Origin of the sequence: Enterobacter sp. SORGH_AS_0287 (genome assembly GCF_031453695.1) — a bacterium.
GTDB classification, from domain to species: Bacteria; Pseudomonadota; Gammaproteobacteria; order Enterobacterales; family Enterobacteriaceae; genus Enterobacter; species Enterobacter ludwigii.
This window is the reverse complement of sequence record NZ_JAVIZW010000001.1, coordinates 3,304,225-3,317,919: the sequence shown is the minus strand read 5'-3', so window position 1 is coordinate 3,317,919 and position 13,695 is coordinate 3,304,225. Positions and strand designations below refer to the sequence as shown.

Here is a 13,695-nt window from a genome sequence, read left to right as displayed (position 1 = left end):
AAGCGATAAACACATTGAAAGGATAACTTATGAACAAGACTCAACTGATTGATGTAATTGCGGACAAGGCTGATCTGTCTAAAGTGCAGGCTAAAGCTGCTCTGGAATCTACCCTGGCTGCTATTACTGAGTCTCTGAAAGAAGGTGATGCTGTACAACTGGTTGGTTTCGGTACCTTCAAAGTGAACCACCGCGCTGAGCGTACTGGCCGCAACCCGCAGACCGGTAAAGAAATCAAAATCGCCGCAGCTAACGTGCCGGCATTTGTTTCTGGTAAAGCACTGAAAGACGCTGTTAAGTAAGACGCGTGGCAGTGAACAGTTTTAACGAAGGGGCGGCAACGCCCCTTTTGTCTGTCTGGCGTGGTCTTTTCGCGCTGGCGGGCGTGATGTTTCTGTCCGCCTGTAGCCACGACACCTCTCTGCCACCGTTTACCGCCAGCGGCTACGCTGACAACCAGGGTGCGGTGAGGATCTGGCGCAAAGATTCTGGCGGCGAAGTGCATCTGCTTTCTGCTTTCAGTCCGTGGCATAACGGCAATACGTCGACCGCGGAGTATCGCTGGCAGGGCGATGACCTGTCGCTGATAGAACTGAATGTCTACAGCAAGACCCCCGAACATGTGAAAGTGCGTTTTGATGACCATGGTGAGCTGAGCTTTATGCAGCGGGAAGTCAGCGGTCAAAAACAGCAGCTTTCCAGCGATCAAGTCGCACTCTATCGTTATCTTGCCGAACAAATCCGCCAGACCAGCGATGCGCTGCGTCAGGGACGCGTTGTGCTGCGCCAGGGGCGCTGGCATGCCGATGGCACGGTAACAACCTGCGAAGGGCAAACCGTTAAGCCTGAGCTTGAAGCCTGGGCAACCGAACATATTGAGCGCCGTCAGCGGCATTCATCAATGGAAGTGAGTGTGGCGTGGCTGGAAGCGCCGGAAGGTTCTCAACTGCTGCTGGTCGCGAACGAAGACTTCTGCACCTGGCAGCCGACAGAAAAGAGTTTTTGAGTGACGTCCCCTCTCCCTGACGGGAGAGGGGCTGGCTGAAGAATTACTCGCCCTGCTCACGCGCAATTGCGCGATAGCCGATATCCTGGCGGCTAAAGCTACCGTTCCAGTGAATATCTGCCATCAGCGCATAGGCACGCTTCTGTGCTTCTGCAACGGTGTGACCCAGCGCGGTCGCACACAGTACACGGCCGCCATTGGTCAGCACGCGATCGTCGTCAGACAGCTTCGTGCCGGCGTGGAATACCTTCGCGCCTTCTACTTCTTCCAGCGGTAAACCGTGAATCTCATCACCGGTATTGTAATTACCCGGATAACCCCCCGCAGCAATCACCACGCCCAGAGAAGCACGTTCATCCCACTCAGACGTTTTCTCATCCAGCTTACCTTCACAGGCGGCAAGACACAGTTCCACCAGGTCAGATTTCATGCGCAGCATGATTGGCTGTGTTTCCGGATCGCCGAAGCGGCAGTTGAACTCAATCACCTTCGGATTGCCCTGCTTGTCGATCATCAGGCCTGCATAGAGGAAACCGGTGTAAGTATTACCTTCAGCAGCCATGCCTTTGACGGTTGGCCAGATAATGCGGTCCATGGTGCGCTGATGCACTTCGTCAGTGACCACAGGGGCAGGGGAGTAAGCGCCCATACCGCCGGTGTTCGGCCCGGTATCTGCATTGCCAACGCGTTTATGATCCTGGCTGGTGGCCATCGGCAGAACATGCTCGCCGTCGACCATCACGATAAAGCTCGCCTCTTCACCGTCAAGGAACTCTTCAATCACGATGCGATGGCCCGCATCGCCAAAGGCGTTGCCTGCCAGCATATCCTGAACCGCGGCTTCGGCTTCCTCGAGCGTCATCGCCACGATAACGCCTTTACCGGCGGCCAGACCGTCGGCTTTGATAACGATAGGCGCACCTTTTTCACGTAAGTAAGCCAGGGCTGGCTCTACTTCGGTGAAATTCTGATATTCCGCCGTCGGGATGTTATGACGTGCGAGGAAATCTTTGGTGAAGGCTTTCGAACCTTCCAGCTGTGCAGCCCCTTCCGTTGGGCCGAAGATTTGCAGGCCAGCAGCCCGGAAGGCGTCAACGACGCCAATCACCAGCGGCGCTTCCGGACCCACGATGGTCAAATCGATTTTCTCCTGCTGAGCAAAGCTCAACAGGGCCGGGATATCGGTCACGCCGATAGCGACGTTCTGTAACGTGGGTTCCAGCGCAGTACCGGCATTACCCGGTGCCACAAAGACGGTTTTCACCTGCGGCGACTGGGCCGCTTTCCACGCCAGAGCGTGCTCGCGCCCGCCATTACCAATGACTAATACTTTCATTTTCTGCTCCGTGGATTAATGGCGGAAGTGACGCATGTCGGTGAAGATCATCGCAATGCCGTGTTCGTCAGCAGCGGCAATGACTTCGTCGTCACGGATTGAGCCGCCAGGCTGGATAACACAGGTAATGCCCACTGCCGCAGCAGCGTCGATACCGTCACGGAACGGGAAGAAGGCGTCAGAGGCCATTGCCGAGCCTTTCACTTCCAGACCTTCATCGGCCGCTTTGATACCGGCAATTTTCGCGGAGTAAACGCGGCTCATCTGGCCTGCGCCTATTCCGATGGTCATGTTCTCTTTTGCATAGACAATCGCGTTGGATTTCACGAACTTCGCAACCTTCCAGCAGAACAGCGCGTCACGCAGTTCCTGCTCGGTAGGCTGGCGTTTCGTCACGACGCGCAGATCGCCCGCGGTGACCATGCCCAGATCGCGATCCTGAACCAGCAGACCGCCGTTCACGCGTTTGAAGTCCAGACCCGGTACGCGCTCAGCCCACTGGCCGCACACCAGTACGCGCACGTTCTGTTTTGCCGCGGTGATTTTCAGGGCTTCGTCGGATGCAGAAGGAGCGATGATCACTTCGACAAACTGACGGGAGATGATGGCCTGTGCTGTGTCAGCGTCCAGCTCGCGGTTGAAGGCGATAATGCCGCCGAATGCGGAGGTAGGGTCGGTTTTATACGCGCGATCATAGGCGTCAAGAATGGAGGCGCTTACCGCTACGCCACATGGGTTCGCGTGCTTCACGATTACGCAGGCGGGTTCACTGAACGCTTTCACGCACTCGAGCGCTGCATCGGTGTCAGCGATGTTGTTATAGGAGAGTGCCTTGCCCTGAACCTGCTGTGCGGTCGCAACAGAGGCTTCTTTTACCTCTTCTTCTATATAGAAGGCAGCCTGCTGGTGGCTGTTCTCTCCGTAACGCATATCCTGCTTCTTAATGAAGTTCAGGTTCAGCGTACGCGGGAAGCGGCCGGAAGGTTCAGTGCTTTCGCCATGATAAGCAGGCACCAGGCTACCGAAGTAGTTGGCGATCATGCTGTCGTACGCGGCGGTGTGCTCGAATGCTTTGATGGCGAGGTCGAAACGCGTCTCCAGCGTCAGCGACCCTTCGTTGGCATCCATCTCATTAATAATGGTGTTGTAGTCGCTGCTCTTCACCACGATGGCAACATCTTTATGGTTCTTAGCCGCTGAGCGCACCATGGTTGGGCCGCCGATATCAATGTTTTCGACGGCGTCTTCCAGAGAGCAGCCTTCGCGGGCAACGGTCTGCGCGAACGGGTAGAGGTTAACGACGACCATGTCGATTGGCGCGATATCATGCTTTTCCATAATGCCGTCGTCCTGGCCGCGACGACCAAGAATACCGCCGTGGACCTTCGGGTGCAGGGTCTTGACGCGTCCATCCATCATTTCCGGAAAACCGGTGTAATCGGACACTTCGGTTACCGGCAGACCTTTCTCTGCTAACAGGCGAGCGGTACCACCTGTAGAAAGCAGCTCCACACCGCGTGCAGAAAGTGCCTGAGCGAATTCGACGATACCGGCTTTATCAGAAACACTGAGCAGAGCGCGGCGGACTGGACGACGTTGTTGCATGGTAAATCCCCTGGATTTCACGATTACAGAGAGCGTTAGATGAATTTTCCAGCGAAAAACTCATCTAACACACCTGACGAGGCATCCTTGTTAAGCGCGAGCATTTTAACGAAAACGTTTGCGCAACGCTCGCGAATTTTCACTTTTTCGTATCTCTGTGGATAAGTCTGTGTGTAAAAGGGTATAAGGCGGGGTTTTGCTGGGGAATGCAGCAGTCAGTCATTTTTCTGTCATTTAGCGGTTGCGGCCTGCAGAGAACTCCCTATAATGCGCCTCCATCGACACGGCGGATGTGAATCACTTCACAGTTAACCCGGTCGGTTGAAGAGAAAAAATCCTGAACATCAGGGTTGACTCTGAAAGAGGAAAGCGTAATATACGCCACCTCGCGACGGTGAGCTGTAAGCCGCGTCGCAACTGCTCTTTAACAATTTATCAGACAATCTGTGTGGGCACTCAAAGTGACATGGATTCTTAACGTCCTCGGACGAAAAATGAATACCAAGTCTCTGAGTGAACATACGTAATTCATTACGAAGTTTAATTCACGAGCATCAAACTTAAATTGAAGAGTTTGATCATGGCTCAGATTGAACGCTGGCGGCAGGCCTAACACATGCAAGTCGAACGGTAGCACAGAGAGCTTGCTCTCGGGTGACGAGTGGCGGACGGGTGAGTAATGTCTGGGAAACTGCCTGATGGAGGGGGATAACTACTGGAAACGGTAGCTAATACCGCATAACGTCGCAAGACCAAAGAGGGGGACCTTCGGGCCTCTTGCCATCAGATGTGCCCAGATGGGATTAGCTAGTAGGTGGGGTAACGGCTCACCTAGGCGACGATCCCTAGCTGGTCTGAGAGGATGACCAGCCACACTGGAACTGAGACACGGTCCAGACTCCTACGGGAGGCAGCAGTGGGGAATATTGCACAATGGGCGCAAGCCTGATGCAGCCATGCCGCGTGTATGAAGAAGGCCTTCGGGTTGTAAAGTACTTTCAGCGGGGAGGAAGGTGTTGTGGTTAATAACCACAGCAATTGACGTTACCCGCAGAAGAAGCACCGGCTAACTCCGTGCCAGCAGCCGCGGTAATACGGAGGGTGCAAGCGTTAATCGGAATTACTGGGCGTAAAGCGCACGCAGGCGGTCTGTCAAGTCGGATGTGAAATCCCCGGGCTCAACCTGGGAACTGCATTCGAAACTGGCAGGCTAGAGTCTTGTAGAGGGGGGTAGAATTCCAGGTGTAGCGGTGAAATGCGTAGAGATCTGGAGGAATACCGGTGGCGAAGGCGGCCCCCTGGACAAAGACTGACGCTCAGGTGCGAAAGCGTGGGGAGCAAACAGGATTAGATACCCTGGTAGTCCACGCCGTAAACGATGTCGACTTGGAGGTTGTGCCCTTGAGGCGTGGCTTCCGGAGCTAACGCGTTAAGTCGACCGCCTGGGGAGTACGGCCGCAAGGTTAAAACTCAAATGAATTGACGGGGGCCCGCACAAGCGGTGGAGCATGTGGTTTAATTCGATGCAACGCGAAGAACCTTACCTACTCTTGACATCCAGAGAACTTAGCAGAGATGCTTTGGTGCCTTCGGGAACTCTGAGACAGGTGCTGCATGGCTGTCGTCAGCTCGTGTTGTGAAATGTTGGGTTAAGTCCCGCAACGAGCGCAACCCTTATCCTTTGTTGCCAGCGGTCCGGCCGGGAACTCAAAGGAGACTGCCAGTGATAAACTGGAGGAAGGTGGGGATGACGTCAAGTCATCATGGCCCTTACGAGTAGGGCTACACACGTGCTACAATGGCGCATACAAAGAGAAGCGAACTCGCGAGAGCAAGCGGACCTCATAAAGTGCGTCGTAGTCCGGATTGGAGTCTGCAACTCGACTCCATGAAGTCGGAATCGCTAGTAATCGTAGATCAGAATGCTACGGTGAATACGTTCCCGGGCCTTGTACACACCGCCCGTCACACCATGGGAGTGGGTTGCAAAAGAAGTAGGTAGCTTAACCTTCGGGAGGGCGCTTACCACTTTGTGATTCATGACTGGGGTGAAGTCGTAACAAGGTAACCGTAGGGGAACCTGCGGTTGGATCACCTCCTTACCTTAAAGAACCTGCCTTTGTAGTGCTCACACAGATTGTCTGATGAATGATAAATTTCAAAATGTACTGCGAAGTGCATTGTGAAATTTTGCTCTTTAAAAATCTGGATCAAGCTGAAAATTGAAACGACACACATGTTATGTGTGTTCGAGTCTCTCAAATTTTCGCAAACTGATGATGAATCGAAAGAAACATCTTCGGGTTGTGAGGTTAAGCGACTAAGCGTACACGGTGGATGCCCTGGCAGTCAGAGGCGATGAAGGACGTGCTAATCTGCGAAAAGCGCCGGCGAGGTGATATGAACCTTTGACCCGGCGATGTCCGAATGGGGAAACCCAGTGTGATTCGTCACACTATCGTTAACTGAATACATAGGTTAACGAGGCGAACCGGGGGAACTGAAACATCTAAGTACCCCGAGGAAAAGAAATCAACCGAGATTCCCCCAGTAGCGGCGAGCGAACGGGGAGCAGCCCAGAGTCTGAATCAGCTTGTGTGTTAGTGGAAGCGTCTGGAAAGTCGCACGGTACAGGGTGACAGTCCCGTACACGAAAGCACACAGGTTGTGAACTCGAAGAGTAGGGCGGGACACGTGGTATCCTGTCTGAATATGGGGGGACCATCCTCCAAGGCTAAATACTCCTGACTGACCGATAGTGAACCAGTACCGTGAGGGAAAGGCGAAAAGAACCCCGGCGAGGGGAGTGAAAAAGAACCTGAAACCGTGTACGTACAAGCAGTGGGAGCCTCTTTTATGGGGTGACTGCGTACCTTTTGTATAATGGGTCAGCGACTTATATTCTGTAGCAAGGTTAACCGTATAGGGGAGCCGAAGGGAAACCGAGTCTTAACTGGGCGTTAAGTTGCAGGGTATAGACCCGAAACCCGGTGATCTAGCCATGGGCAGGTTGAAGGTTGGGTAACACTAACTGGAGGACCGAACCGACTAATGTTGAAAAATTAGCGGATGACTTGTGGCTGGGGGTGAAAGGCCAATCAAACCGGGAGATAGCTGGTTCTCCCCGAAAGCTATTTAGGTAGCGCCTCGTGAACTCATCTTCGGGGGTAGAGCACTGTTTCGGCTAGGGGGCCATCCCGGCTTACCAACCCGATGCAAACTACGAATACCGAAGAATGTTATCACGGGAGACACACGGCGGGTGCTAACGTCCGTCGTGAAGAGGGAAACAACCCAGACCGCCAGCTAAGGTCCCAAAGTCATGGTTAAGTGGGAAACGATGTGGGAAGGCACAGACAGCCAGGATGTTGGCTTAGAAGCAGCCATCATTTAAAGAAAGCGTAATAGCTCACTGGTCGAGTCGGCCTGCGCGGAAGATGTAACGGGGCTAAACCATGCACCGAAGCTGCGGCAGCGACGCTTATGCGTTGTTGGGTAGGGGAGCGTTCTGTAAGCCGTTGAAGGTGTCCTGTGAGGGGTGCTGGAGGTATCAGAAGTGCGAATGCTGACATAAGTAACGATAAAGCGGGTGAAAAGCCCGCTCGCCGGAAGACCAAGGGTTCCTGTCCAACGTTAATCGGGGCAGGGTGAGTCGACCCCTAAGGCGAGGCCGAAAGGCGTAGTCGATGGGAAACAGGTTAATATTCCTGTACTTGGTGTTACTGCGAAGGGGGGACGGAGAAGGCTATGTTAGCCGGGCGACGGTTGTCCCGGTTTAAGCATGTAGGCGGAGGTTCCAGGTAAATCCGGTTCCTTATTAACGCTGAGGTGTGATGACGAGGCACTACGGTGCTGAAGTAACAAATGCCCTGCTTCCAGGAAAAGCCTCTAAGCATCAGGTAACATCAAATCGTACCCCAAACCGACACAGGTGGTCAGGTAGAGAATACCAAGGCGCTTGAGAGAACTCGGGTGAAGGAACTAGGCAAAATGGTGCCGTAACTTCGGGAGAAGGCACGCTGATATGTAGGTGAAGCCCCTGCGGGTGGAGCTGAAATCAGTCGAAGATACCAGCTGGCTGCAACTGTTTATTAAAAACACAGCACTGTGCAAACACGAAAGTGGACGTATACGGTGTGACGCCTGCCCGGTGCCGGAAGGTTAATTGATGGGGTTAGCGGCAACGCGAAGCTCTTGATCGAAGCCCCGGTAAACGGCGGCCGTAACTATAACGGTCCTAAGGTAGCGAAATTCCTTGTCGGGTAAGTTCCGACCTGCACGAATGGCGTAATGATGGCCAGGCTGTCTCCACCCGAGACTCAGTGAAATTGAACTCGCTGTGAAGATGCAGTGTACCCGCGGCAAGACGGAAAGACCCCGTGAACCTTTACTATAGCTTGACACTGAACACTGGTCCTTGATGTGTAGGATAGGTGGGAGGCTTTGAAGCGTGGACGCCAGTCTGCGTGGAGCCAACCTTGAAATACCACCCTTTAATGGCTGGTGTTCTAACGTAGACCCGTAATCCGGGTTGCGGACAGTGTCTGGTGGGTAGTTTGACTGGGGCGGTCTCCTCCCAAAGAGTAACGGAGGAGCACGAAGGTTAGCTAATCCTGGTCGGACATCAGGAGGTTAGTGCAATGGCATAAGCTAGCTTGACTGCGAGAGTGACGGCTCGAGCAGGTGCGAAAGCAGGTCATAGTGATCCGGTGGTTCTGAATGGAAGGGCCATCGCTCAACGGATAAAAGGTACTCCGGGGATAACAGGCTGATACCGCCCAAGAGTTCATATCGACGGCGGTGTTTGGCACCTCGATGTCGGCTCATCACATCCTGGGGCTGAAGTAGGTCCCAAGGGTATGGCTGTTCGCCATTTAAAGTGGTACGCGAGCTGGGTTTAGAACGTCGTGAGACAGTTCGGTCCCTATCTGCCGTGGGCGCTGGAGAATTGAGGGGGGCTGCTCCTAGTACGAGAGGACCGGAGTGGACGCATCACTGGTGTTCGGGTTGTCATGCCAATGGCACTGCCCGGTAGCTAAATGCGGAAGAGATAAGTGCTGAAAGCATCTAAGCACGAAACTTGCCCCGAGATGAGTTCTCCCTGAGACTTTAAGTCTCCTGAAGGAACGTTGAAGACTACGACGTTGATAGGTCGGGTGTGTAAGCGCAGCGATGCGTTGAGCTAACCGATACTAATGAACCGTGAGGCTTAACCTTACAACGCCGAAGATGTTTTGGCGATGAGAGACGATTTTCAGCTGATACAGATTACAGAATTTGCCTGGCGGCTTTAGCGCGGTGGTCCCACCTGACCCCATGCCGAACTCAGAAGTGAAACGCCGTAGCGCCGATGGTAGTGTGGGGTCTCCCCATGCGAGAGTAGGGAACTGCCAGGCATCAATTAAAAGAACCCCGTACCGTATGGTGCGGGGTTTTTTGCTTTGGGGCTTCTTACTTCCTCCTTGAAACTTTCTCACCTTCCGCTTGCAGACTCGACATTCAGCCTGTTTCTGGGTATCGTTAGCTGTCTGGATGTCTAAACGTTTATACGTATGCTGCGAGGATATGAGGTTATGCCGATTCGGGTGCAGGACGAGCTACCAGCCGTCAATTTCTTACGTGATGAAAACGTCTTTGTGATGACGACTTCACGCGCTACAGGTCAGGAAATTCGCCCACTGAAGGTGCTTATTCTCAATCTGATGCCGAAAAAGATCGAAACAGAGAACCAGTTCCTGCGTTTGCTTTCGAACTCGCCGCTGCAGGTTGATATCCAGCTGCTGCGAATCGATGCCCGTGAGTCGCGAAATACGCCTTCTGAGCATCTGAATAATTTTTACTGTAACTTCGACGACATTCGCGACGAAAACTTCGATGGGCTGATTGTGACCGGTGCACCGCTGGGCCTGGTCGAATTTAATGATGTTGCCTACTGGCCGCAGATCAAACAGGTACTGGAGTGGGCTAAAGATCACGTCACGTCCACGCTGTTTGTTTGTTGGGCGGTGCAAGCCGCCCTGAATATCCTCTATGGGATCCCCAAACAAACCCGCACTGAGAAGCTTTCAGGTGTTTACGAGCACCACCTTGTTCAACCTCACGCCCTGTTGACGCGCGGGTTCGATGACTCCTTCCTGGCCCCACACTCGCGCTACGCCGATTTTCCGGCACAGCTGATTCGTGATTACACCGATCTCGATATCCTGGCCGAAACCGAAGACGGGGATGCTTACCTGTTTGCCAGTAAAGACAAGCGCATTGCCTTTGTTACCGGCCATCCTGAGTACGATCCGAACACCCTCGCGTCGGAGTATTTCCGTGACGTTGAAGCCGGTCTGAATCCGGACGTTCCGTACAACTATTTCCCCAAAAACGATCCACAGAACAAACCGAGAGCCACCTGGCGTAGCCACGGGAATTTGCTGTTTACGAACTGGCTCAACTATTACGTCTACCAGATCACACCATACGATCTGCGCCACATGAATCCAACGCTGGAGTAATCTTCTGCACTAAACGATCCTAAAGCGTTTCAGCTATTCACATCAGGCACCTTCGGGTGCCTTTTTCATTTCCGAAATGTCACTCAACAAACAATAAAACTTTAATTTCATATTAATCAATGCGTTAAATGCATTTAATAATTAAAATGGAAATTGTTTTTGATTTTGGAAAAAATATAGATAGTCTTAATTCTGCTGAGCGAAAACTACACAACGATCTTTCGTTCGCATCGGGGGCGTGATTTTGGATCTTTGATGAGGAGCAGAGTAATGACTCAACAGGCAACGACGGTCGATGAACTGGCCTTTACCCAGCCGCATGGCGAGCAAGAACAGCAAATTTTGACAGCAGACGCTGTCGAATTCCTGACCGAACTGGTGACCCGCTTTACGCCAACGCGCAATAAGCTGCTGGCGGCACGCATTCATCAGCAGCAGGAAATTGATGATGGCAAGTTGCCTGGGTTTATTTCGGAAACCGCTTCCATTCGCCGTGGTGAGTGGAAAATCCGCGGCATTCCGGATGATTTACAGGATCGGCGCGTCGAAATCACCGGCCCGGTGGAGCGCAAAATGGTGATCAACGCCATGAACGCGAACGTAAAAGTCTTTATGGCAGATTTTGAGGACTCACTGGCGCCGGACTGGCATAAGGTCATCGACGGGCAAATCAATCTGCGCGATGCCGTAAATGGCACCATCAGCTATACCAACGAAGCCGGCAAAATCTATCAACTGAAACCCAATCCGGCGGTTCTGATCTGTCGCGTACGTGGACTGCATCTGCCTGAAAAGCATGTCACCTGGCGTGGCGAAGCCATTCCGGGCAGTCTGTTTGACTTCGCCCTCTATTTCTTCCACAACCACAAGAATCTGCTGGCAAAAGGCAGCGGCCCCTATTTCTATCTGCCGAAAACACAGGCCTGGCAGGAAGCGGCCTGGTGGAGTGAAGTGTTTAGCTTCACGGAAGATCGTTTCAACCTGCCGCGCGGCACCATTAAAGCCACCCTGCTGATTGAAACGCTGCCTGCCGTGTTCCAGATGAACGAAATTCTGCATGCGCTGCGCGACCATATTGTTGGGCTGAACTGTGGACGCTGGGATTACATCTTCAGCTACATCAAGACCCTGAAAAATCATCCCGATCGTGTACTACCGGATCGCCAGGTTGTCACCATGGATAAACCGTTCCTGAGTGCCTACTCACGCCTGTTGATTAAGACCTGCCACAAGCGTGGGGCCTTTGCGATGGGGGGAATGGCGGCATTTATCCCAAGCAAAGATGCTGAACGTAACAATCAGGTGCTCAACAAGGTGAAAGCCGATAAAGAGCTTGAAGCACGAAATGGCCATGACGGAACGTGGATCGCGCATCCGGGTCTGGCGGATACGGCAATGGACGTCTTCAACCGCGTACTCGGTGAGAACAAAAACCAGCTGTTTGTGACGCGTGATGAGGATGCCCCAACGGCTGAAGAACACCTGCTGGCACCGTGTGCGGGCGAGCGTACGGAAGAGGGCATGCGCGCCAATATCCGCGTAGCCGTCCAGTACATTGAAGCGTGGATCTCCGGTAACGGCTGCGTGCCGATCTACGGCCTGATGGAAGATGCCGCTACCGCCGAAATCTCTCGTACCTCAATCTGGCAGTGGATCCACCATCAAAAAACGCTCAGCAACGGCAAGCCGGTGACCAAATCCCTGTTCCGTCAGATGCTGGCCGAAGAGATGCGGGTGATCCAGGACGAACTGGGTGAACACCGCTTCAGCAGCGGACGTTTTGATGACGCCGCACGCCTGATGGAGCAAATCACCACATCCGATGACTTAATCGACTTCCTGACCCTGCCGGGCTACCGCTTCCTGGCGTAATTCACCCCACAACAATATGGAGCATCTGCACATGAAAACCCGTACCCAACAAATCGAAGAATTGAAGAAAGAGTGGACCCAACCTCGCTGGGAAGGCATCCGCCGCCCGTATAGCGCGGAAGAGGTGGTGAAATTGCGTGGCTCGGTCAACCCGGAATGTACCCTGGCGCAGCGCGGCGCGGCGAAAATGTGGGATCTGCTGCACGGCGGTGCCAAAAAAGGTTACATCAATAGCCTCGGCGCGCTGACTGGCGGCCAGGCCCTGCAGCAGGCGAAAGCCGGCATCGAAGCCATCTATCTTTCCGGCTGGCAGGTTGCGGCGGACGCCAACCTGGCCTCCAGCATGTATCCGGATCAGTCGCTCTATCCGGCAAACTCGGTACCAACCGTGGTGGATCGGATCAACAACACCTTCCGCCGTGCGGATCAGATCCAGTGGGCGGCAGGCATTGAGCCAAACGATCCGCGTTTTATTGACTATTTTCTGCCAATCGTCGCGGATGCGGAAGCGGGATTCGGCGGCGTGCTGAACGCCTTTGAGCTGATGAAATCGATGATTGAGGCCGGTGCAGCGGCCGTTCACTTCGAAGACCAGCTCGCGTCAGTGAAGAAATGCGGACACATGGGCGGGAAAGTCCTTGTCCCAACCCAGGAAGCGATTCAGAAGCTGGTTGCGGCGCGTCTGGCGGCTGACGTGCTCGGCGTACCCACGCTGGTGATTGCCCGTACCGATGCGGATGCGGCTGACCTGATCACTTCTGACTGCGATCCTTACGACAGCGAGTTCATTACCGGTGAACGCACCAGCGAAGGGTTTTATCGTACCCATGCTGGCATTGAACAGGCGATCAGCCGTGGGCTGGCATATGCACCGTATGCGGACCTGGTCTGGTGCGAAACCTCCACGCCGGACCTGGCGCTGGCAAAACGCTTTGCCGATGCTATCCACGCCAAATATCCGGGCAAACTGCTGGCCTATAACTGCTCGCCGTCCTTCAACTGGCAGAAGAAACTGGACGATAAAACCATCGCCAGCTTCCAGCAGCAACTGTCCGACATGGGCTACAAATATCAGTTCATCACGCTGGCTGGCATTCACAGCATGTGGTTCAACATGTTCGACCTGGCGCATGCCTACGCGCAGGGTGAAGGCATGAAGCATTACGTTGAGAAGGTGCAGCAGCCGGAATTTGCTGCCGGTAAAGAGGGCTATACCTTCGTTTCGCATCAGCAGGAGGTCGGGACCGGTTACTTCGATAACGTGACCACTATCATCCAGGGGGGCACCTCCTCCGTCACCGCCTTAACGGGATCGACGGAAGAAGCCCAGTTCTGAGCCGTGTAATGCCCGGTGGCACGCTACCGGGCCTGTG

7 protein-coding genes and 3 rRNA genes are annotated in these 13,695 nt (G+C 53.7%); 8 read left to right on the top strand and 2 right to left on the bottom strand.

Annotated features, from left to right (window positions below; genetic code table 11):
- Positions 1 to 29: 29 nt before the first annotated feature.
- The gene (gene hupA, locus QE396_RS15730; protein ID WP_002445246.1) at positions 30 to 302 is read left to right on the top strand and encodes a nucleoid-associated protein HU-alpha; all 273 of its coding nucleotides are present in this window, start codon (positions 30 to 32) and stop codon (positions 300 to 302) included.
- 11 nt (positions 303 to 313) lie between these two features.
- Positions 314 to 1,006 (top strand): DUF1481 domain-containing protein, encoded by a 693-nt coding sequence (locus QE396_RS15725; protein ID WP_050737611.1) that lies wholly within the window; start codon positions 314 to 316, stop codon positions 1,004 to 1,006.
- A 43-nt stretch (positions 1,007 to 1,049) separates the two neighbouring features.
- Here the strand turns inward: QE396_RS15725 and purD are convergent, their stop codons facing one another.
- Entirely contained in the window at positions 1,050 to 2,342 is a 1,293-nt protein-coding gene (purD, locus tag QE396_RS15720; RefSeq protein ID WP_020882989.1) for a phosphoribosylamine--glycine ligase, read from the bottom strand.
- 15 nt (positions 2,343 to 2,357) lie between these two features.
- Complete coding sequence (gene purH, locus QE396_RS15715) at positions 2,358 to 3,947, bottom strand: bifunctional phosphoribosylaminoimidazolecarboxamide formyltransferase/IMP cyclohydrolase (RefSeq protein WP_044857198.1); 1,590 nt, start codon at positions 3,945 to 3,947, stop codon at positions 2,358 to 2,360.
- A gap of 562 nt (positions 3,948 to 4,509) precedes the next feature.
- On the opposite strand from purH, the gene QE396_RS15710 reads away from it, so the two are divergent.
- The 6 genes from QE396_RS15710 (at position 4,510) to aceA (ending at position 13,658) form a co-directional block, all read left to right on the top strand.
- Positions 4,510 to 6,049: ribosomal RNA gene (locus QE396_RS15710) — 16S ribosomal RNA — on the top strand.
- Positions 6,050 to 6,257: 208 nt separating this feature from the next.
- Positions 6,258 to 9,164, top strand: a 23S ribosomal RNA gene (locus QE396_RS15705).
- Positions 9,165 to 9,227: 63 nt separating this feature from the next.
- Positions 9,228 to 9,343, top strand: a 5S ribosomal RNA gene (gene rrf, locus QE396_RS15700).
- The 16S, 23S and 5S rRNA genes sit together here, the layout of an rRNA operon.
- 177 nt (positions 9,344 to 9,520) lie before the next feature.
- Entirely contained in the window at positions 9,521 to 10,450 is a 930-nt protein-coding gene (metA, locus tag QE396_RS15695) for a homoserine O-succinyltransferase (RefSeq protein ID WP_014168174.1), read from the top strand.
- Between the two features lie 270 nt (positions 10,451 to 10,720).
- Positions 10,721 to 12,322, top strand: coding sequence for a malate synthase A (aceB, locus tag QE396_RS15690; RefSeq protein ID WP_032681929.1), 1,602 nt, complete (start codon positions 10,721 to 10,723; stop codon positions 12,320 to 12,322).
- Between the two features lie 31 nt (positions 12,323 to 12,353).
- On the top strand, positions 12,354 to 13,658 hold the full coding sequence (gene aceA, locus QE396_RS15685; protein WP_020882864.1) for an isocitrate lyase: 1,305 nt from the start codon (positions 12,354 to 12,356) through the stop codon (positions 13,656 to 13,658).
- Positions 13,659 to 13,695: the final 37 nt, after the last annotated feature.